Here is a 22,419-nt window from a genome sequence, read left to right on the forward strand (position 1 = left end):
TCTCGACAATGACCATAGTAGCCGACCCGCAGAGCCTGTCATCCCGTCCCCAGAATTTGTCCCCATTCAGGTTCCGACCCCAACACCCTCTACCTCAGGTGATAATCGTATCGAACTGCGTCGAGGCGGCATCGTGATGAACATCGCCTGGCTGGTCTCGCAGGCATAGGCCTGCGTCGTGTGGCTTCGGAGCCTACGCTGATGATCCGCCCTGAGCAGGTCTTCCTCGCCGTCGAGCCGGTCGATATGCGCTGGGGGGCTGAGAGGCTGACGACTTGCAGGCTCAGGGAGAGCGCTGTGGCAAACATCGCGTGGCTCGGCTGATGAAGCAGGAGGGCAGACGGCTACCACCGGCGTCCTGGGCATTACAGTGGCCGCCCGGCAGTGGTGGCACCTAACCACCTGCAACGCCAGTTCACCGTGAATGAGCCAAATAAGGCCTGGGTGACCGACATCACTTATATCCGCATGTATGAGGGGTGGTTGTATCTGGCCGTGGTGCTGGACCTGTTCTCGCGGTAGGTGATTGGCTGGTCGATGCAGTCACGTATCGATAGAGAGCTGGTGCTAAATGCCCTGTTGATGGCGGTATGGCGACGTCAGCCCAAGCAGGACGTGCTGGTGCGTTTGGACTAGGGAAGTCAGTTCAGCAGTTACGACTGGCAGGATTTTTTGAAGGCCCATCGCTTGGTACCCAGCATGAGTCGGAGCGGGAACTGCCACAACAATGCTGTGGCGGAGAGTTTCTTCCAGTTGCTGAAGCGCGAGCGTATCAAGCGAAAAACCTATCACGACAGGGAAGAGGCCCGTCGTGACATCTTCGATTACATCGAGATGTTCTACAACCCGAAACGCCAGCATGATTCCGCAAATGGGCTATCGCCGGTAGAGTTTGAGAAGCAATATTTCCAACGGCTCAAGAGTGTCTAGAGAAGTCGGGCAATTCACGTTATTACCAGACAATACATCGAAATTTGGTGACGATGCACTATCCCGGTGAACCCGTAGGAGAACAACATGGGGAAATTTGGTCCGATGTAGCAGGCAACATGGGGAAAATTGGTGGTGAGGCACCATGGCGGTGAGCCGGCTGGGGCGCAACATGGGGAAATTTGGTCCGATGTAGCAGGCAACATGGGGAAAATTGGTGGTGAGGCGCCATGGCGGTGAACCGGCCGGGGTGCAACATGGGGAAATTTGGTCCGATGTAGCAGGCAACATGGGGAAAATTGGTGGTGAGGCGCCATGGCGGTGAACCGGCCGGGGTGCAACATGGGGAAATTTGGTGGTGAGGCGCCATGGCGGTGAACCGGCTGGGGCGCAACATGGGGAAATTTGGTCCGATGTAGCAGGCAACATGGGGAAAATTGGTGGTGAGGCGCCATGGCGGTGAACCGGCTGGGGCGCAACATGGGGAAATTTGGTCCGATGCAGCAGGCAACATGGGGAGAATTGGTGGTGAAGTGCCATGGCGGTGAACCGGCTGGGGCGCAACATGGGGAAATTTGGTCCGATGCAGCAGGCAACATGGGGAGAATTGGTGGTGAGGCGCCATGGCGGTGAACCGGCCGGGGTGCAACATGGGGAAATATGTTGTTGAGCGTTTCCGCAACGGGCTAGCTTAGGCCACTTCGTGGGATAAATTTCACGACTTCCTCTTGCCTTTTGTTCTCGCGATAACGAGTAGACAGCGGAAAATGTGAGGTAAGCGTTTAATGACGGTTTTGTCTCTTCTGCGGCCTCTTATTCCTTAGAGCTAAATAACATGAAGCTAATAAGTACATTGTTATATTGTATTTGTTGGTGCATAAGCTAAGGCCACTAAAAACCAGTGAGCCGCGCGGCAGTCATCACATACGCAGTCAAGCAGCTGCTTAAAGCCGACTGACTTACTACCTATAGACCCACCGGAACGATATCTGAGGGTTATGTGCTTGCGTGTCCCGAGTTGGGGGGGTAGTTTGTGGTCGGCAGGCTACTCACAAGTACACTTGCCAGAACAGCATCTGGTGTCTCGCTGGACATCCATAATTGGGTGCTATATTTAGCGCCCCTGTGTGTTTTGAGGCGCGGCGTGGCTGGATATTTGAAATAATAGTTAAGGTTACAGTCAAGCTTGGATGACGGAATCCATGCGCTGCACTTCTACAGAAGCGAGCTGTAATTTTTTGGCTTCAGCGCGCCAGTTTGCAATGGCATTGCGGACCTCATCGAGTATGCTATTGGCGGTCTTCTCATCCAATCGGTACAGCTCCGCTTGTGCCATTGCTACTCGAATGTCCGGCTCTGCATTTTTGCTATCAATTGCAAGCGCATGAGTCAACTTGGTGGTGTTTGGATTTAGGTCAAACGCAGGGGAGAGTCTCCATCCAGATAGTTCCCGAATGAACCCGTGATTGCGTAAGTGGTCATCACGATTGCCGACAAGAATATTGAAGAGCACTCGACGAAATAGTTGCGCGAGGTCTTCATCAATGTGTCCCTGTGCGCCGTGGTCGGAAATGAATTCCGCTAAGTCCAGGTAACTTGCGCCAGCCTCACCATCCTGTCGTTCAAGCAGTGTCATGGCAGAAGCGTACATGCGTCGGCCATTGCCAATACGGTCAAATCGGGCCGAGCAGAATGTAGCGTACTGCTCAGATAGATACTCGAGCCGCGCCTCGGGCACGGTGATGCCTGCCTTACATGCCAGCACATGTGTCAGATATTCCCAGCCGCCGACGTTATAGCGGTCATCCTTAGCGGGGAATTTGGCAATCCAGAGTCGCTTATTGTCGTCGGTGAAGTTCGCCTTCGGCCGCGCGCCGCCGAGTGACGTTCCGGGCGCGATAAGCATAGCAAGCCAGCGCTCGTACTCGGGCAGCTTCTCGACTCCTGGTTCCTCAACGCGTTTACTGATGTACGCCAGTTCTTTAAGGTCCGTTACCGGCGGGGCAGCCTTGTCGCTGTTATCGAGGAACGGACCTCCAGGCTTGCAGAAACGCAGCCCACCCATGCGGGTGTGGTCGTAAACGCCTAGCAAAAAATCTATCTCATGGAACGTGCGCATCGTTCGGCCTTCCCTGGCCGCTGCGGCCGCCTCGCGGCGCTCCATTAGCACACGCCCCCACCGGTCTGGTGCAGAATCCATGAATACCCCGAATCCCGGGGCATCGGCTGGAGGATGCTGCTCGCCGCGCCAGAGCTCTAGCCGTGGGTCTAATGCAAATGCCTGACCGTGCTTGAGCCACTCCTTGTCGTATTCAAACGCTGCAGGGATGTCGGTGCGGACTTCATGGCGGTAGAGCGTGCCCACCTTCTGGCTCACCCCCAGCTCCGCCGCGTCCAGGTGGACTTCATATTCAAGTCGGTTTGCTTGGGCCATTATTTTGTTTTGATTTGGTGGTGCGTTTACGCGTCTGCGGTTGCGGTAATGAAAGGTCCTGTAGCTTGCGGCCCAGCTCATCATCACGTGCCAGTCCGTCAATGTCGCCGTCAAGTCCGAGTACACGCATAGCGCGCATATACGTTCCCATGGCGATAGTCGGGTCACCATTTTCCAGCCGCCGTAAGGTTTCTCGCGAAACACCCATGCGTTCGGAAAAGAGTTCTGCTGTTATCTTACGCCGTAGTCGCGCGAGCCGCATGCGCTCCCCCAGTGCTACGAGCTGTCGTAATACGGAAGGAAAGGGGGAAAGTGTCGTTTTGGCCATGATTCCACATATATTAGGCAATTTAACTTAATATGGCAATTTTATGTGGTACTTTAGTGTAGTTGCTATAATTAATACCACATAAGTTAGTCAAATTTTAGCGCATTGACTAATTTATGTGGCAATGAAAAAGCAGTGATGTGAGGTGTTGCAGGCAGCACAACTCCCCAGCTATTGACTTGAATCGTGTGGATGATGATAGCCACTAGGAGGCGGGTGTCTGCGAATGATGATGGCTCTTCCTGATTGCGGTGAAGGTAAGGGTATCTCTGCACTACAAGTTGAACTCATCGAGTCTATCGTTGAGAAATTCGAGCTAGCGATAAGGTCGGAGAGCTCGTCTGGGCTACATGACTCTACTCTAACGTCGGGGAGCCCTACCAACCTACACATTCGAAGAGCCAAAAACACCATGCAGGATGCTCCGACCTTGGAGTGGGATAGTGACGCGCGGCCAAAGTAAAGATGTCCTGTGAAAATATCCGGCGCTTCGCGATTGCGCACCCAGTTTAGTCTGTCCCGCTCCCCTCGGTCACTCGTTTCAGCTCTGCCGTGAGATGGTGGATTTCGGCTTGCCGGTCTACGGACACGACCGGTTTGGCATGTGTGGGTCGTAGCATTCAGCCATTGATACAGGGGTGGGCAGATTCGCCGAGACAGCTGGTAACTTCGGTAACCGGATACCCATACTTGGTTGCCAATTGATAGCTTCAATCTTGAGCTCTTCGAGGATGCATGGCTTGCTAACGGTGCCTCCTTATGGTGCTTTCGAAGTGCCTGTCTAGGAAAGGAGGGGAGATTCATAAGGGCAAATTCATGCACTCGCAGGCCGAACACATCTGTCAGAAATTACCCTTCTCAATGTAGGGGATATCTAATGTGGGTTTCCCAGCATTTTTCGAGGTATATTGCAAGTAGTTAAACGCAATTTTTGGTGCACCGCTCCGGCAATGCGAGGGCATCGATTGTCGTTTGCTAGTGCATTCTTGCCCTGCGGCTTCATCGGTCGTGTCATATGCTGCTTACCGCAGCACTTCCCTTTATTTTGAGAGTCGTCATGCACCCGGCGTTTGCCATTGATATCAGCTGGAGATGTAATAACAGGAGTGGCACTATTTAACGTCATCCTGGTTAGTGGATATCCTCTCTGCCCTGATGGAAGAGTTGTGCGTGGTTTGGCGGTAATTGCTTACCAGGGGGCGCCAGAGAGCGCCCAAGTCTCAGCGCTCGCCGCCCTGGCCGCGGACTGCTCCGGAGGAGCAGCAATACGGAGGATATCGGAGATGTGCGAAGTGATGTGCTTACACGAGCGTGCGGTTAGCAAAATCATACTTAAGCATAGATTTAATCTTATTATTACAGCTCGCAAAAATTATCAAAAACCCTAGTAAATATTGATATATTTTCCATTGTGATTGTATTCACATGCCACTCTTTCCGTATTCACGTGCCATGTTGCGAATATTTCCTATACTTTCACATCATCTCTGTATGGAAGGTCAGATGTAATGGGTGTTGCTTGTCAATGGTTGCCAATTCGGCTCCCACATGGAGTTTCGTCAGAGTCATTTTTGGTTCCGAGTTTGATTGTTCGCAGCGCTATATTTGGCTCGCAGTGGTTTCGTGGTCGAGTAGTTCGACAGACCATTTCCTCACCAGTTACGTGTGCAGGATATGGCCACATTGATGTGTGGCAAATGGTTGGAAGCCAGTTGGATATGGCAGATGCCGCTGTTTGGCTTCATCTGCTGGACTTGGGTTTGAGGCAGCGGGCCGAAGATATTACGGCTGTTCGTCTAGTGGTTGATGAGTCGCTGTTATTGCATCAGCTTGGCCGTGCAAAGGGTACATCAAACCGCGAGTGGCTGTATGAATCTCTTTCGCGACTCTCTAGTAATATTTATCGCTTTAAAACTCGTGATTTGGATATTGAGAACTTCATGTTGCTAGAGCGTGACATGGCCTGGCCAGCTGAGCGTAGTCATGCCATAAATTATAGTTTCAAACTAAATTCACAATTGGTTCCTCTATTTCAGTATGGTTGGACTCCGCTTCGTAAAGAAGTACTGACCGCGCTTGGTAGTGACTCTCTAGCGTTGTGGCTTTATGGAGTACTCGTGCGTTGGAGTGGCAATTACCCTCCGACTGCAGCCTACCTGCAATCCTTATCTGGTCGAGTAAGTATGCGAAGTGACCATTACTTGAAATCTTTGGCTAAGAGCCTTGCAATCTTGAAATCAGCTACTCAATGGAAGGGTCTTGCGCTTCGTGATGGTGTGGTGGTGTTGCCTGAAAAACCTAAGAGGCAGGTGAAAGATTCTGAGTATCAGATGAAGGTCTTAGATTACATGGAAGATGAGATTTGACCTTGATGAAAAAGAGTGGAAAAATACATAATGATGGGTAGCTAAATCTATACTGATTTAGGTCAATAAAACTGGAGAGGAACGATGGCATATTCTCGCTGGAAAATGAGAGGTGGGTTGTATTCGTATGTGGTGGTCGATGGAGATGATATTGACGAAGCTTATGACCATATTCAGAATATTCCGCAATTTTTTCGGAGCTGCAAAGCTGAAACCCGATGAAGTAGACCCCGTACCATTAGAATCATCCCATGGGGAGGAATGGCCTGTATTTAATAAAGCCTTTTTTAATAGGGAATTCTCCAAATAAAGAAATAGCCCACTTTCTGTGGGCTATTTTGTTTTTCAAGTCAACCAATAACGTATTTATCTATGGTCGCCGGGAGAGTACGTATTGCATCAAAGCATTGCTGGTTGCATAGCAGAGAGAGTACAAAATTATGAAAATGACGAAGGCATATTTTAATTTTTCATAGGAAGTTCCCGATAACTTATGGACCCCGTATAATTGCATTTTGCTAGCATTTTACTTACAGGTGAGGGTATGGCTGTTGCAAAGACTCAGGTAGTCAGTGTCCGTGTTGAGCCGCACATCAAGTCTGCGCTACAGCTGGCGGCGGATAAAGAGATGCGTAGCGTTGCAAATATGGTGGAAGTGATGGTCGTTGCCTACTGTCGCTCGCAGGGCTATCCCCTCGAAGGCGTACCCCTTGATGTCCTATCGAACCTTGTGATGTCGGGAAGGATGCCGAAATGACACCACGCGATGAGGCTTTGTATGCCAGTTTGGGGTTTAGATTTGGCAGTGGTGGGCCGCATGCATCTAGAACAATGATGCTTGATGATTTGCGTACGCTGCTAAAGCATGTACCTCTGGATGCAGAGCGCGTTGCATACGCAGAAGCGGTCATTCAGGAAAATATTCTCGGAAAGCCCACGCGGAAAACGCGAGAACTGTCTTGGAAGTATCTTCAGGCACTCTATGGCTTTGATGCTAATCCACTGTTTCGCGCACTTCGAAGGCTTTGGGTGTTAGATGAGGAAGCTCAGCCAATGCTTGCATTGACGGTCACACTGGCTAGAGACCCTTTGCTGCGGTTGACGCAGCCTTACTATCTGGACTCTGTCTTTGGGACGTTGATGCGTAGAGAGTCGATGGAAGCTTTTCTTGAGGAGCAGTTGTCAGGCAGGCTAAGTGCGGCCTCACTTAAGTCGCTTGCTCAGAATGTTGCGGGCTCTTGGACTGCGGCCGGTATCTTAAAGGGAAGGGCCCGTAAAGTGCGTTCCAAGCCTCAAGCCACACCAGGTGCTGTGGCGATGATGTTATTTATGGGGTACTTAGAGGGGCGGACAGGGCAGCGGCTTTTCAACTCCGACTGGATAGCCTTGCTGGGATGCTCAGTTGAAGAGGTTGAGGCGCTCGCCAGTTCGGCATCTCATCGTGGCTTAATCGTTTACATGAGTGCCGGTGGTGTCAAGGAAGTGCGCTTCCCTGGCTATCTTACCGCAGAAGAAGAACAGATTCGCCAGGAGGCAATGCATGTCGTCTAAGGTCGCGAAATTGATTTCTACATACAGTCAGCACCTGACTGTACCTTGGCAGGCGGGTCTTGCAGCGATTCAGCGCGTTATTTTTGCAGTCTATGACAAGTCTGACGAACTGCGTTTGCGCGCAAATATAGGTGAGTTCGAGCTTGCAACCCAGTCAGCTGGCAAGCAGTGGCTCTTGATAGACATCACGGATGCTTTTCCAGAGTGGATGGCTGCGCAAGAGTATCGCGAGGCATACTTTGAGTCCCCTGAAGATTTGGCAGGATACCAAGCTGGTGAGCTGACCGAGTTTGTGGCGGACCTTAACGTCAAAATAAGGGAGCGCATCACTGCGGATGCAGGGCCAGAAACCGTCGTAGCTATTTTGGGTGTTGGCACATTATTTGGATTGGCGCGTGTATCTTCCGTTGTTGAGGGTATCAAAGAAGTAGTGCAGGGAAGATTGTTGGTATTTTTTCCAGGGGAGTATCGCCCTGAAAATCATGATTATCGACTCTTCGATGCTCGTGATGGCTGGAACTATCTTGCTGTTCCCTTGTTGGCTAAAGATTGAAGCTGAGTATTAAGAAAAAACTAAGGAATATCATGCTGAATCGAGATATCTATAACAAGCTTCCTCAAGAAAATCGTCTTGTAAATAATGGTGTTGCTGAAGTTTCCGAAGACCACTCTGAGTCCGCTCAAGCAATTTTGCGGTATGAGGTAGAGACCTTTGTATGTAATGGTCAATATGAAAAAGGTCTTGAAACCATTTTTGAGAAATTCCTGTTCAACTTGGATGCTGGTACTGAGCAGCCAGGTATATGGATTTCAGGCTTTTACGGTAGCGGTAAGTCGCACTTGGCCAAGATGCTGCGCACACTATGGACCGACTACCAGTTTGCTGACGGTGCGTCTGCGCGAAGTCTTGCAAAACTGCCTACGGGCGTGTTCGAACATCTGAAAGAACTTAGCACCCAAGGGCGTCGTTATGGCTCGCTGCACGCTGCTGCAGGTAAGCTCGGCGCTGGTGCCGGGGATAAGGTACGCCTTGCTTTGCTGGGTATTGTCTTTAAGTCAAAAGGCTTGCCGGAGCAGTACAACCAGGCACAGTTTGTCCTTTGGATGAAGCGCGAAGAAATCTTGTCTCTCGTCGACGCTGAGTTGAAAGCTGCTGGTCGCTCTTTGGCGCAAGAGCTGCCTCATATGTATGTCTCAAGCCTCTTGGCCAAGGCTTTGCTTAAAGCCAGACCCGATTTGGCACACTCGGAAGCAGATGCTCGCAAGCTGCTTAAAGAACAGTTTCCTCAGGTAACTGATGTTACTAGTGAGCAGATGACTTTAGCGATTGAAGCGGCACTGGTTGAAAATGGCAAATTCCCATTAACGCTTGTCGTTTTGGATGAAGTACAGCAGTACATCGGAAATGATGTTGAGAAAGCTTTTCAAGTGCAAGAGGTTACAGAAACGCTCAGCAAGCACTTCAATGGCAAGCTGCTGTTTGTTGGTACGGGTCAGTCTGCGCTCTCCGGCATGCCAAATTTGCAGCGTTTGATGGGGCGCTTCCCTGTACAGATAATGCTTGGTGACTGGGATGTCGAGAATGTTACTCGGCAAATTATTCTGGCAAAAAAACCATCTGCGCAGCCAGAAATTGAGCAGGTTCTGCGCAATAATTTGGGTGAAATTTCACGTCACCTGAGGGGGACGAAGCTCGAGCACCTTACAGACGACGAAAGCATTTTGACCTCGGACTATCCGCTCTTGCCCGTGCGGCGCCGCTTCTGGGAGCGTGTGTTACGAAATATTGACACGACCGGGACGGTCTCTCAGCTTCGTAGTCAGCTACGGGTAGTGCATGAAGCAGTATTGGCTACTGCAGACGCTCCACTTGGCCATGTAGTTTCTGGTGATTTCCTATATGACCAAATTGCCGCAAACCTGGTATCAACCGCCCAGCTACCCAAAGAGGTGTTCGAGAACGTTCAGCGCTTCTCCGTAGGAAATGAAGACAGCCAATTGAAAGCAAGGTTGCTGAAGCTTATTTTTCTCATCAACAAATTACCTGCTGACGCTGCTCTCGAAATTGGCCTTAAAGCAACTGAAGATGTCCTTGCTGACTTGCTTGTGACTGACCTGTCCGAAGGTTCTGCTGAACTGCGTAAGAGGCTGCCGGCACTTCTGGACGAGCTACAAAATAAAGACCGCCTTGTGATGGCTTTGGCGGGAGGCAATGGTACCGAGTATCGTTTGCAGACTCGTGAGTCCAGTGCTTGGTACGATGAGTTCCGTGCCCAGGAGGCCGAACTGAATGCGGCACCAAAGCGGTTGGAACAGCGTCGCTCGGACCTGCTTAAGGCACGTTTTGGCGAAGTGCTTAAAAAAGTGCGCGTGGTGCAAGGTAAAGACAATGTAGAGCGTCGACTGACGACTACTTATGACGAAATCTTGCCGAAAGATAACGATAAAAACCTTTACCTGTGGATTCAGGATGGCTGGCAGACCGAGGAGAGGTCTGTCATTGCGGAGGCCAAGGCCAAAACTGCTGACAACCCCACGCTATTTGCTTTTCTGCCAGCACAGCATAAGACCGAGCTGACGAATGTCATCGTCGCGCTTGACGCATCAAATACAACTCTACAGAGGAAAGGTAGTCCTTCGACTGAGGAAGGCCGAGATGCACAGCGTTCAATGGAAAGTAGGTTACGTACTGCTGAGAAAGAGCTTGCTACGCTGCTTGATAAGCTGATTGCGGGTGTCCGTGTTTTCCAGGCTGGGGGACAAGAGTCTGTAGACGGTAATGAATTGTCGGAGCGCATCAACCGTGCGGCTAAATCGTCTGCAATTCGACTTTACAGTCAATTTGATGTTGCCGACCATGACATGTGGAGCAAGGTGCTGGACGAGGCCCGTAAAGGCAATATGGAAGCCCTCAAGGCAGTAGGGCATAGTCAAGAAGCTGACAAACACCCGGTCTGCCAGAAGCTGCTTGCTTATATTGGTCCCAATAAAAAGGGGGCTGAAATTCGTGAAAACTTCGAAGCACCCCCATTCGGTTGGCCGCGGGACGCTATTGACGGTGCACTGTATGCCTTGCTTGCTGCCGGTAACATCAAAGCTATTGACGCAGCGTCTAAGTCATTGGATGCAAAAAGCCTGGACCGCGCCAAGCTCACCCAAACGAGCTTCCAGCGCGAAAGTGTAACCATCACACCGCTTCAGCTTATCAAGATTCGCTCCTTGTTTAGTGCGGTCGGGGTTCCTTGCCAACCCAAGGAAGAGCAAACCAAGTTAGCTACCTTGCTGGTCAAGCTACGTGACCAAGCTGCCAAGGCCGGTGGCCATATGCCGGCCCCGGAAGCACCCAAGATTCATGTAATTGAAGCTATCGAAGCGCAAACAGGCAATGCGCAGTTGCTGGAGTTGTTCACACACCACGACGAAATCGTTGGTTTGTCTAAAGAGTGGACAAAAACAGCTGATGAAATTACGAAGCGCTTGCCAATTTGGCGCAAATTGACTGAGTTGCTCCATCATGCGAAGGACTTGGGTCCATACGCTGAACTCAAAGCCGAAGTAGATGCTATTGAAGCGCAACGTAGTCTTCTGGTTGACCCTGACCCAGTACGCCCTTTGCTGGATAAGACTGTAGACCTATTGCGCCAGGCATTGAATGCCAAACTGGTGGCTTTCGAGCAAGCTTTCCAGCAGCAGTGGGAGCAACTCCAAGCTGATGCCGATTGGAACAAATTGACGGATAACCAGCGTGCAGAGCTGAGTGCTAAGCACAGTTTATCCGCTTCTCCGGCGTTGCAGCTCAGTACGCCAGAACAGTTGCAAGATGCATTGGACGATTGCGACCTGGACCACTGGGTCTCCAAGACCCAGGCATTGCCCAGCCGATTTGAAGCAGCTCGCCACGCCGCTGTGCAATTGTTGAAGCCGAATGTTGTGCATGTGGCATTGCCAAAGCGTACCTTGAATGACGAGGCAGAGGTCAAAGCCTGGCTTGCAGAGGTTGAGCTGCTGTTGAACAGCAAACTCAAGCAAGGTCCAGTCGCGCTTTAAAAAATGACTGCGGGCAGGTCGAGAAAATTCCTGTCTCATATCGGATACGAGATTAATAACAATATGGCAATCAACAATATTCATAATCAACCGCTGGCCAAGCCATTGCGCACCCAGCTTGAAAATACAGTCAAGACAGCTCGGGATGTAGCGGAGAAGGGGGCGCGTGCAGCTCTTAGTCAATTAGCAGTCGGGGAAGCGAAGGCTCCTGATTACCTCTCTGAAGAACTCAAAGCCCTGCGCCGCCGCATGCGTGCCCACGGGCGTGCCTTGGGGGATGCGAAGTCTGCCGATGACACTCAAGCAATACAGCATCTGGTTTGGGAAATGGCTTATGAGCACTGGCACCGCATGCTGTTTGCCCGCTTCCTGGCCGAGAATGGCTTGCTGCTGTGGGAGCCGGGTGCCGCCGTATCATTGGACGACTGTGATGCACTGGTGCAGGAAGCCGACCCGACGATGAACTTGGGTGCCAAGAGCAAGTGGGAGCTGGCTGGCAAACTGGCCGCCCGCATGCTGCCGCAAGTGTTCAAGCCACTGAGCCCGGTGTTTGAGCTGGCGTTTGCGCCCGAGCATCAGCGCGAGCTGGAGCGGCTATTGGCCGCGCTAACTGATGAGGTATTCCAGGCCAGCGACAGCCTGGGTTGGGTCTATCAGTTCTGGCAGGCTAAGCGTAAGGACGAGGTCAACGCCTCGGAGGTGAAGATTGGCGCTGATGAACTGCCCGCCGTCACCCAGCTGTTCACCGAGCCCTACATGGTGGACTTCCTGCTCCACAATTCACTGGGGGCCTGGTGGGTGACTCGCCACCCCGGCAAACCTTGCCCTGTGCCGCTGACTTATCTGCGTACGCTGGACGACGGCACGCCAGCTGCGGGCAAGTTCGAAGGCTGGCCTGACCGCTTGAACGAGTTCACGCTGCTGGACCCATGCTGCGGCTCAGGCCACTTCTTGGTAGCCGCCTTCCTGCTGCTGGTACCCATGCGCATGGCGGCCGAAGGCCTGACGGCAATGGACGCGGTGGACTATGTCTTGCAAGAGAACCTGCACGGCCTGGAACTGGATGCCCGCTGTGTGGAAATTGCCGTGTTCGCACTGGCCCTGGCGGCTTGGCGCTTTCCGGATGAGGACGGCAACCCGCTGGGCGTGCGCGCCGACATGCCTGCCCCGCAGGTGGCCTGCTGCGGCCTGAAGGTGGCGGCCAAGCCCGAGGACTGGATGGCCCTGGTGCCGGACGACGCTGCCAATGCCGTCTACCTGCGGCAGGAACTGCGCCTGCTGCACGCCAGCTTCGCCCAGGCACCACTGCTGGGCAGCCTGCTGGACCCGGCGCGCAGTCTGAAGAACGACCTGGCTACCTCGAGTTTTGACACCCTGCGTGACCTGCTGGGGCAGGCGCTGGCCACCGAAGTCCCGACTACTCTTTTGTGTCAGACCAGCGAATTACAGGATGATAGTTGGGACTTGGCGCTGACCGCAAAGGGTCTTCTGGATGCGGCACGACTATTGGATGGTCGCTACCACCTGGTGGTGACCAACGTTCCGTACCTGGCGCGCGGCAAACAGCACGACACGCTGAAGGACTATTGCGAGACGCACTACCCCGAAGCCAAGAACGACTTGGCCAACGTCTTCCTTGAGCGCTGCCTGGAGCTTAGCTATGAGCAGGGAGAAGGCGTGGTGCAAATCGTGATGCCGCAGAACTGGTTGTTCCTTACTAGTTACAAGAAGCAGCGTGAATCGCTACTCAAGTCAGTGCGGTGGAATCTATTGGCGCGATTAGGTCCAGGTGCATTCGAGACCATCGGTGGAGAAGTTGTACAGGCCATTCTGCTGACTCAGACTCGCGGGCAAACAGAGGAGAGCTTCTGGTTGCACGGTGTAGATGTCAGTGCTCCCAAGGCTGCGCATGAGAAGGCGGCACTGTTGCAGGGCGGTGAACTGGCAACGGTTAACCAGAAAGGACTGCTTGGGAATCCAGATGCCCGAGTTGCGCTGGTGTCACTAGCCGCTGAGACATTCCTCTCAGACATTGGCCTCTACGGAAAGGGCAGCACGACCGGCGACAGCCCTCGCTTCTTACTTGAGTTCTGGCAACTCAACTCCCTTGGGGAGGCGAACATCCCATGGGCTGATTCGCCTCGTGCTGGCGACCCTTGGTCAGGCCGTTCGCTGGTAACCGGCGTTCCGTTGGACAACGCTGACCTCCGCGCACAGCTAGGTTGCTGGTTGCGAGGACAAGAGGTGTGGGGCCGTACCGGTGTTGCGGTTAACAAGATGAAGGAACTCGAACCATTCATCTATTCTGGGGAGGTGTTTGACGACAACGTCTGTCCAATCATTCCCAAGGACAGCCAACATCTGCCCGCAGTCTGGGCCTTCGTCTCTGACCCCGCGTATCGGAAGTCGGTTCGGGAGGTGGACGCAGCCTTAAAAGTGACAGCGGGAACACTGACAAAAGTCCCTTTTGACCTCATCCACTGGCAGCAGGTTGCCGTAGAGCGCTACCCCAATGGCCTTCCCAAACCGTACTCCGACGACCCGACCCAATGGCTATTCCACGGCCATCCGCAACCAGCCATCGACACGCTGCAAGTCGCCGTCGCTCGCTTGCTAGGCTACCGCTGGCCGGCGGAGACTGATACAGCGATGGAATTGGCCGATGAAGCTCGCAACTGGATTGCCCGCTGCAACCATCTGGTTGAACATGCCGACGACGATGGCATCGTCTGCTTGCCCTCGGTAAGGCAAGAGCATCCAGCTCATAAACGGCTTCTTGATTTGCTCATTGACGCCTGGGACTCTGTGCTGCCTGGCAGCTGGAAGCCCGCCGTGCTTGACAAGCTTCTTTCCGATGCCGACTGTGCCGGCAAGGGCCTGGACGTCTGGCTGCGCGAGAAGTTCTTCGAGCAGCATGCCAAGCGCTTCCATCATCGCCCATTTATCTGGCATGTGTGGGATGGCCTGAAGGATGGCTTCGCCGCGCTGGTGAACTACCACAAGCTGGATGCCAAGAACCTGGAGCGACTTATCCATACCTATCTGGGTGATTGGATTCGCCAGCAGGAGGAGGGCGTGCGTAACGGTGTCGATGGTGCCGAGGGTCGTCTGTCTGCTGCACAGAACCTCAAACAGCGTCTAGAGCTTATCCTTGAAGGCGAAGCACCCTATGACATTTTTGTGCGCTGGAAGCCTCTGGCCGAGCAGCCTATTGGCTGGAACCCTGACCTGAACGATGGCGTGCGTCTGAACATCCGCCCATTCATGGCTGCCGAGGTCTTGCGTATCAACAAGCCTCCAAAGCTAAATATCAAATGGGACAAAGACCGCGGTAAGGACGTAGAAAGCGCTCCGTGGTTCCACAAGTTCCAGGGTGACCGTATCAACGACCATCACCTGACATTGGCAGAAAAGAAAGCAGCAAGGGAGGCTCGCCATGGCTGACTACGAGGGGATGCGGTGGTTCAAGTGCGACTTTCAGGTTCAGACCCCGGAAGATGGCGCGCACTGGGCTGATGACGACACCAAGCTTGCTGACCCTCGACGTCCTAACAGCGATGAGAATCGCTTGCAAGAGGTCGCGCGTACTTATCTTCGACGCTGCCACGAGGTTGGATTGGAGTTGATTGGTGTTACCGACCACAATTTCTCGCAGAAAACCGACCCAAGGGACTGGTTTCTGACCCACCTAGTCGAGCAGAATAAATCTGTGGCTAGAGAGTTGGGACGTCCCCCCCTCCACATTCTGCCTGGCTTTGAGGTAGACATTGGCTACCACGTGCTCTGCTTATTCGAGCCAGCCAAGAAAGCCAGCCATGTGTGGCGGGTTAATAGGCTGCTATGCAAGTTGGGATTGGATGAGAATGAGCGCTTCCGGCAGGGGCGTCCGATGCCGCTACGCAGGAATGGTGCAAATGTTAGCCTGAAGGAACTCATTGAGCTAGTTCAAGAGCAGCACAATGGTATTGTGATTGCAGCCCACTCTGACCAGAACGACGGACTTTTGAATGACTCTCGCCATATGGAGGACTACAAGAACCAGAAGCTTTTGGCATTGGAGGTCACATCAAGTCCACCCGTCAAGCGTATCCTCGACATCTTCGAGGGTAGAGATAAAGCTTGGGCACGTTCTGATTGTCATCCCGCATACGTAATGTCGTCGGATGCAAAATCCCTCAAGCAGGATGAGCAAGGCAACCCTGTTGCCAACTCTCTCGGGTACCGCCATACCTGGTTAAAGATGTCCAAACCTTGTGTTGAGGCGTTAAGGCAGGCGTTCCTAGACCCGCTGTCTCGTATCAGACTGATGGGCGAATGTCCAAGTGATGCGTTGACACATCCCCGTATCACTAAGGTTTCGGTGCGTAGTGCTGCATTCCTCGAAGACCAAGATGTGTATTTTTCTGAGTCCTTGAATTGCGTGATTGGTGGTCGTGGAAGTGGCAAATCATCCTTATTGGAGTATGTGCGATTTGCCATTACATCCGAAGGGGCTGTCGCGAAGGGGGAAGATGAAGACCCTGCGCTGCAACGTAAGCGTAGTCAATTGAAGGCGTCGCTTGGTGCGGATGCTGAGATTCGTGTGAGCTTTGAAGTTGGCAATGGAGTGGCGGATACGTTGGTATATGTGCCCGGGCGACCTATTGGGCAACAACGTTGGATAGATGGGCGTGAGGTCGAGGACCTTAGTACGGTACTTCGTCAGCTTCAGTTACAGTTTTTCAGCCAAGGTGAACTAAGCCGGATGACTAGCGGCACACAAGGGCAAGCCCATGTGTTGTCTCTGATTGACGTTGCAGCAGGTACGCATTTGCTTGGGCTCAATTCTCAAGAGCGTGAGTTGCAGGCCAGGTTGAAGGCACTATTCCAGAGTATGCGAGACGCGGCGCGGCTTGATGCGCAACTGCGCGAGGCCAAACAAGAAGCAGTAGAACTTGAACGTCAGCTCAAGGCACGCGAAGCTGTTCAGGAGGACTCCCAGCAGAACCAGTTGGCCTTGGAGGCACAGCGGTATCTGACCAGTATGCAGGAGGTCGATGTACCTATCGTTCAGGCTATCTCGCAGAGTTTGTCCGATTTGGCAGCACTGGACGACCTGCTACCAGAGACTGCTGGTGGCTGGCCGAATGCAGCTTGGTTTGAGCAGGTATCAGTCCGGGCACGCGAAACAAGAGCTACGCTTGTGGCAACCATCGCTCAGGCACTGCAGGACTATCAGCAGTCCATGACCAGGCATTTAGGTGAAGACGCTGTCAGGGAAACGCTTCAAGCTATCGATGCGGTGCAAACCCGCTTCCGCGAGGCCTGTGTCGCGCGCGGAATTCGTGAAGACGACATTGCCCGCATGCAGGAGCTCGAGGAGAAGAGACAGGAGAAGTTGAGGCTAGTCGATGAGCGACAGAAGCGTTTGACGGACGTGCAGCTGGAAGCTGGCCAGTTCCCGCAGGTGCTTCGTGAGCTGCATCAGGTTTGGAAGTCGCAGTACGACACTCGAAGAGTCACTGCTGACGGCATTCAGGCCGCAGTGGCCTCGCAGACAGTGCGTCTGACGACGTCCTACATGGCGGATGAGGCTTCCTTCAAGGCTTTGTGGACGCGGCTTATGCCGCCGGATAAGCGCAACAAGCTGCCAAAACGATGGGATGACATTGGTGAGGAGCTCTTCGCTCTCTGGATGCAGCGTGCTGATGCGTCGGTTTGGGAGACGCTAGAGGTCGCTAGGCAAGACCCGATGAAACTTGAAATCCTGCTGCTGGAGGGTCTTCACCAGCCACTGTTCGCCCATCTCGACAGCGAGGATGTCCGCCCCATTTGGGAGGATGTGCGCATTTCCAGGGTTGGCGATGGCATTGACGTCGAGTTACTGCGTGAGGACGCCACAGTTGCCGGGGCGATGAGTGGTGCATTGTCTGAGGGGCAACGCAATACGGTCCTGCTGAATATGATGCTGGCCCGCGGGGAAGGCCCTATCGTCATTGACCAACCCGAGGATGAGCTGGATTCCAGTTTCATTTATCGAACGTTGGTCCAAGACTTGAGAGCTGCAAAGTCTAAACGCCAATTGATTATCGCAACCCATAACGCCAACCTACCTGTGAACGCTGATGCCGAGCTAATCCATGCCCTCGAGGCGCGCGACGGTCGTGGTAAGTCGCGGGCTAAGGGTGGTTTGGACCGACAAGATGTGGCACAAGCTGTATTGGACATCATGGAGGGCTCGGAGCAGGCCTTCAAACGCCGCAGTGAGAAGTATCACTTCTAAATGTGGCAGAGGAAAGTTAAGTGAGCATGGTAGAAAAATTAGTTGCAGGTGGTCGGATTTCCGACGAGATTTACCTCGCCTTAATGAGTGTGGCCGAGGGTAACTCACATACAGCTGCTTCTGCTGCAGCAGTTCTTTGGCCTGACAAGGAAGGCCAATGGCTTGCAGCCATACCTGCCCTGAAGAAAGCGATGCCTGGTCTGTGCATGCTTGGTGACTATGACCCGGAACTACGTCGTGGACCGGCGATTTGGCTAAAGTGTGCGATTGCGGGCTTGCTTCCAGAGATTCAGTTTGATGGCGTGCCCGTGGTCTACCTGCCTGGAGTCAGCCGAGCTGAGTTGCGTGACATAGAATCGTGCCCGCGCGAGCTGCAGCCCTTGGCAGAGCTGCAGTACCGTGGGGTATTTTGGAGCCAAGCCAACGCCAAAGACTGGACGATAAGTGCTTTCCTGGGCTCTAAAAATGGCGGCCTAGGTCTTGATGTTGCCCAGGACCCGGCTACCCAAGTAGCGCTGAGCCAAGCGTTGCAAGCCGGGGTATTGCTTGAGTGTAATTTGGAGGACCTAAAAGGACGCACCATTAATGCCGAATGGCTGCTGAGCTTACTCGCGCCCAATCCTACGAGGGACATTTTGCAGTGGATGAATGAGCCAGAATTAACGCGCCAGAAGTGGGGTGATGTGCTTTGGGATGTGTTCGTGAAGCGCTGCAAGTCAGATTTCGGTTTTGACCCTATAGCCGATGGTGAGTTGGTAGCTGCCGAGCGACTTGCACATGGCGCGGGGAAGTGGGCGGCTGTCGCGGTGTTTTATCGTGACTCATTTGGTAGCTTTCCCAACGTCTACCCCCGATTGGCTAAGATTCAGCCGCCGAATATGGGCCTCTTCCCGGACCAGGAACAGTTGGCAGGTTACCCGCAAGCTAATGAACAAGGCGAGGCAGCCTTGCGCTACACCTTATCGGCTTGCTCTGGCATGGAAGCGTTGCAGGCTCGCTCTGCTGTTACGGCTGCAGACAAAGAACATGGGCTTCGTCGTGGCTGGCTTTGGGCTCGCATGGGGCAGTCCCCTCTGGCTGTGTCCTTAGAACACTTGGCTGAGCTGGCACAACGAAGTGCAACTCTCCCTATCGGAAAAACGTCGACGGAGCTTGCGAGCAGCTACCAAGAATCGGGATGGCAGGTTGACCAGGCCGTGCTGAAAGCACTGGCGTGTGTACACACCAAGAATGACCTGGATGCCGTTAGTGCTGCGATTCGTGCGATGTATTTGCCCTGGTTGGAGGAAACGGCCCGACGGCTGCAGGAGGCAGTCAAGGACTCTGGAGGTCTGTCGACATTACAAGTCAAAAACGTGGCTGAACCCTTGGGTGAAACCTGTACGGTTTTCGTTGATGGCCTGCGCTACGATGTGGCTAAGCGACTCGAACAGCGTTTGTCCGTGCTGGGCACGACCAATCTCTCTGTTTGCTGGACCAGCATGCCTTCGGTGACCGCCTCTGGCAAAGCCTGGTGCTCGCCAGTTGCTGGCTTCATCACCGGCAGCCAAGAAGATGTCGACTTTGAGCCCAGGGTGGCTACTGATGGCAAGCCGCTCTCTAGTCATAACTTCCGTAAGTTGCTGAACGAGCATGGCATCAACCCTTTGGAGAAGCACGAAACGGGAGACCCACAGGGGTCTGCTTGGACCGAGGCTGGTGACCTGGACCACTACGGGCATGAGCATGGTACTCGGCTAGCCCGTGACATGGAAACCCAGCTTGACCAAGTTGTTGAACGGGTCACGGAGCTTTGTGGGGCAGGCTGGAAGCGTTTGCGTATCGTAACCGACCACGGATGGCTGCTGGTTCCTGGAGGATTGCCGAAATCGGAATTGGCAAAGCACCAGGCCGAGACCCGCTGGGGGCGTTGCGCCGTGCTGAAGAACAGTGCGCACGGCACACCGCTAACGTTTGGCTGGGATTGGTGCAAAGATGTCCAGATTGCATACGCGCCTGGCGTGGCAAGCTTCATCGCCGGTGCTGAGTATGCTCATGGGGGCATCAGCCTGCAGGAATGTTTGGTACCCATTTTGCAACTGGAGTGTGCTGGTGAGGCAGAATCGAGTGATACGGTCACTATTCAGTCTGTCACCTGGAAAGGATTGCGCTGCACGGTTGTGGTGAATGGCACCTCTGCAGGTCAGCAGGTGGACATTCGCACGAAAGCCGCATTAGCGTCTAGTTCTCTGGCTGCTAGCGCCAAAGCACTGGAAGGTGGTAAGGCTAGCCTTGCCGTTGCCGATGATGACCAGATGGGAGCTGTCGCCGTTGTGGTGGTCTTGAGTTCTGATGGGAACGTACTACAGAAGTGCTCCACTACAGTAGGAGAACAATAAAAATGCAACTTGATGAATTGGACCGCAAGGCCACTGCCGCTTTTGAAGGCTACGTGGTGCGCAAAGACCTAGTGCGGACTTTTAGCCGCCAGTTTCCCGTTCCCACCTATGTTGTGGAGTTCTTGCTTGGCCGCTATTGTGCGACGACTGACGAAGCCGAAATCCAGGAGGGGCTTGATATCGTACAGCGACAGTTGGGCTCGCGTACGGTTAAGGCTGGCGAAGAAGAACTGTTCAAAGCACGAGCCCGCGAATCAGGCTCTGTGAAAATTATCGACATCATCACTGCGCGCTTGGACTCGAAGACCGACTCCTATGTTGCAACCTTGCCTAGTTTGCGTCTGAACGATGTCCGGCTGACGCCCGAGATGGTGAAAGACAACGAGCGTATGTTGACGGGCGGCTTCTATGCCGAGGTCACGCTGGGCTACGACGCCTCGATTGCACAAGAAAAGGGAGGTCGCCCGTTCGGTGTAGACTCCCTGCGTGCTATTCAGCTCTCGAAGCGCGAGGTGCTGGATGTGCTGGCCATGGGGAGGGAGCATTTCTCGACAGCCGAATGGCGCGACCTGCTGCTACGCAGCGTCGGCTTCGAGCCAGAGACACTGCAAGAGCGCGCCAAGGATGCGCTCTTGCTGCGTATGCTGCCCTTCGTCGAGCGCAACTACAACCTAGTGGAGCTAGGTCCGCGTGGCACTGGTAAGTCACATCTGTTCCAGCAGGTCTCTCCATATGCACACCTGATTTCTGGCGGTAAGGCCACAGTGGCCCGGATGTTCGTCAATAATGCCAGTGGTCAGCGTGGCCTAGTATGCCAGTACGACGTAGTCTGCTTCGATGAAGTGTCCGGTGTCTCCTTTGACCAAAAGGATGGCGTCAACATCATGAAGGGCTACATGGAGAGCGGTGAGTTCTCCCGTGGCAAGGAAAGCATTCGTGCCGACGGCTCTATCGTCCTGGTAGGCAACTTCGACGTAGATGTCGAGCACCAGCAGCGTGTTGGCCATTTGTTCGGTCCGCTGCCACCAGAAATGCGCGACGATACTGCCTTCATGGACCGCATTCACTGCTTCCTACCTGGTTGGGACGTACCCAAGCTTAACCCAAGTCTATTCACCGAGCACTTCGGTTTGGTGAGTGATTTCCTGTCTGAGTGCTTTACTCAGTTGCGCAATCAAAGCAGAGTGTCGACGCTTCAGAACCGTGTCTACTGGGGAGGCGCACTCTCGGGGCGGGACCTCAATGGCGTCAATAAGACAGTCAGTGGCCTTCTGAAGCTTCTATACCCGAATGCAGAGACTACTGTCAGCGACGAGGACTTGGAGTGGGCTGTGCGTTTGGCGTTGGAAGTGCGGCGGCGGGTCAAGGAGCAGCAAAAGCGCATCGGTGCGGCAGAGTTCCGCAACACTCATTTCAGCTACACAATTGGAGCTGAAGGGGTTGAGAAGTTCGTCAGCACGCCAGAGCTCCAGAGCCAGGGTGGCATAGGCGATGAGCCGCTAGAGTGTGGACAAATTTGGACGCTGAGTCCTGGTAGCCAGGATGAGCACCCAGGCTTGTTCCGGCTGGAGGCGACTGAGGGGCCTGGTAGTGGGGTTCGTGTGCTGAACAACCCTGTGCCTGCGCCGTTCAAAGAGTCTATTCGTTGTGCTGAGCAAAATCTCTACGCCCGTTCCCAGCAGCTGGTGGGGGACCGGGACCCGCGCTCTCACGAATTTTCAGTACAGCTACGGGGTTTTGATGCAGCCAAGTCAGGTGCAAAGACCGGGATTGCAGCACTTATTGCTCTTTCTAGTGCTCTACTCAAGAAATCTGTACGTGGAGGTCTGGTCATTGTCGGTGAAGTTACGCTTGGGGGCACTATAGAGCCTGTTCACAATGCGGTAAATCTTGCAGAAATTGCAGTAGAAAAGGGGGCTAAGTCATTGCTCATGCCTGTGGCGTGCCGACGGCAGTTATTTGAGTTGTCTGATGAGATGGCAACCAGGGTTGACATTGAATTTTATCAAGATGCCCGTGACGCACTGCTGAAGGCACTTGTCGATTAATGGTTGCTCTTCATAAAAATTCTTATGGCATGAAATATTCGATATCGGAGGTCTGCTGAGCTAGCAATCTGTCTT

At 53.4% G+C, this 22,419-nt stretch carries 11 protein-coding genes and 1 pseudogene; 10 read left to right on the forward strand and 2 right to left on the reverse strand.

What is annotated here, in order from left to right:
* Nucleotides 1-269: 269 nt before the first annotated feature.
* Nucleotides 270-930, forward strand: a pseudogene (locus tag GSR16_RS06425) (IS3 family transposase); the annotation flags it as partial.
* Nucleotides 931-2,110: 1,180 nt separating this feature from the next.
* On the opposite strand, the gene GSR16_RS06430 reads toward GSR16_RS06425, so the two are convergent.
* Together GSR16_RS06430 and GSR16_RS06435 are read right to left on the reverse strand one after the other, a co-directional pair.
* The gene (locus GSR16_RS06430; RefSeq protein WP_159875687.1) at nt 2,111-3,364 is read right to left on the reverse strand and encodes a type II toxin-antitoxin system HipA family toxin; all 1,254 of its coding nucleotides are present in this window, start codon (nt 3,362-3,364) and stop codon (nt 2,111-2,113) included.
* Nucleotides 3,342-3,692, reverse strand: coding sequence for a helix-turn-helix domain-containing protein (locus GSR16_RS06435; protein WP_159875688.1), 351 nt, complete (start codon nt 3,690-3,692; stop codon nt 3,342-3,344). The genes GSR16_RS06430 and GSR16_RS06435 overlap by 23 nt, the downstream gene beginning before the upstream one ends.
* Nucleotides 3,693-5,389: 1,697 nt before the next feature.
* On the opposite strand from GSR16_RS06435, the gene GSR16_RS06440 reads away from it, so the two are divergent.
* The 9 genes from GSR16_RS06440 (at nt 5,390) to brxL (ending at nt 22,344) form a co-directional block, all read left to right on the forward strand.
* On the forward strand, nt 5,390-6,058 hold the full coding sequence (locus tag GSR16_RS06440; RefSeq protein ID WP_159875689.1) for a hypothetical protein: 669 nt from the start codon (nt 5,390-5,392) through the stop codon (nt 6,056-6,058).
* A 544-nt stretch (nt 6,059-6,602) separates the two neighbouring features.
* A complete protein-coding gene (locus tag GSR16_RS06445) occupies nt 6,603-6,815 on the forward strand; it encodes a hypothetical protein (RefSeq protein WP_159875690.1) in 213 nt (70 codons plus the stop codon).
* A complete protein-coding gene (locus tag GSR16_RS06450; RefSeq protein ID WP_205677505.1) occupies nt 6,812-7,609 on the forward strand; it encodes a hypothetical protein in 798 nt (265 codons plus the stop codon). The genes GSR16_RS06445 and GSR16_RS06450 overlap by 4 nt, the downstream gene beginning before the upstream one ends.
* On the forward strand, nt 7,599-8,162 hold the full coding sequence (locus GSR16_RS06455; RefSeq protein ID WP_159875691.1) for a BREX protein BrxB domain-containing protein: 564 nt from the start codon (nt 7,599-7,601) through the stop codon (nt 8,160-8,162). Before GSR16_RS06450 ends, GSR16_RS06455 begins: the two co-directional genes overlap by 11 nt.
* Nucleotides 8,159-11,656, forward strand: a complete 3,498-nt coding sequence (gene brxC, locus GSR16_RS06460) for a BREX system P-loop protein BrxC (RefSeq protein WP_205677506.1) — start codon at nt 8,159-8,161, stop codon at nt 11,654-11,656. The genes GSR16_RS06455 and brxC overlap by 4 nt, the downstream gene beginning before the upstream one ends.
* A 63-nt stretch (nt 11,657-11,719) precedes the next feature.
* Nucleotides 11,720-15,100, forward strand: a complete 3,381-nt coding sequence (locus GSR16_RS06465) for an Eco57I restriction-modification methylase domain-containing protein (RefSeq protein ID WP_159875692.1) — start codon at nt 11,720-11,722, stop codon at nt 15,098-15,100.
* Nucleotides 15,093-17,918 (forward strand): TrlF family AAA-like ATPase, encoded by a 2,826-nt coding sequence (locus GSR16_RS06470; protein ID WP_159875693.1) that lies wholly within the window; start codon nt 15,093-15,095, stop codon nt 17,916-17,918. The genes GSR16_RS06465 and GSR16_RS06470 overlap by 8 nt, the downstream gene beginning before the upstream one ends.
* 26 nt (nt 17,919-17,944) lie before the next feature.
* Nucleotides 17,945-20,296, forward strand: coding sequence for a BREX-1 system phosphatase PglZ type B (gene pglZ, locus GSR16_RS06475; RefSeq protein ID WP_159880752.1), 2,352 nt, complete (start codon nt 17,945-17,947; stop codon nt 20,294-20,296).
* A gap of 2 nt (nt 20,297-20,298) precedes the next feature.
* On the forward strand, nt 20,299-22,344 hold the full coding sequence (gene brxL / locus GSR16_RS06480; protein ID WP_159875694.1) for a protease Lon-related BREX system protein BrxL: 2,046 nt from the start codon (nt 20,299-20,301) through the stop codon (nt 22,342-22,344).
* Nucleotides 22,345-22,419: the final 75 nt, after the last annotated feature.

The organism is Aquitalea denitrificans (assembly GCF_009856625.1).
Lineage (GTDB): Bacteria > Pseudomonadota > Gammaproteobacteria > Burkholderiales > Chromobacteriaceae > Aquitalea > Aquitalea denitrificans.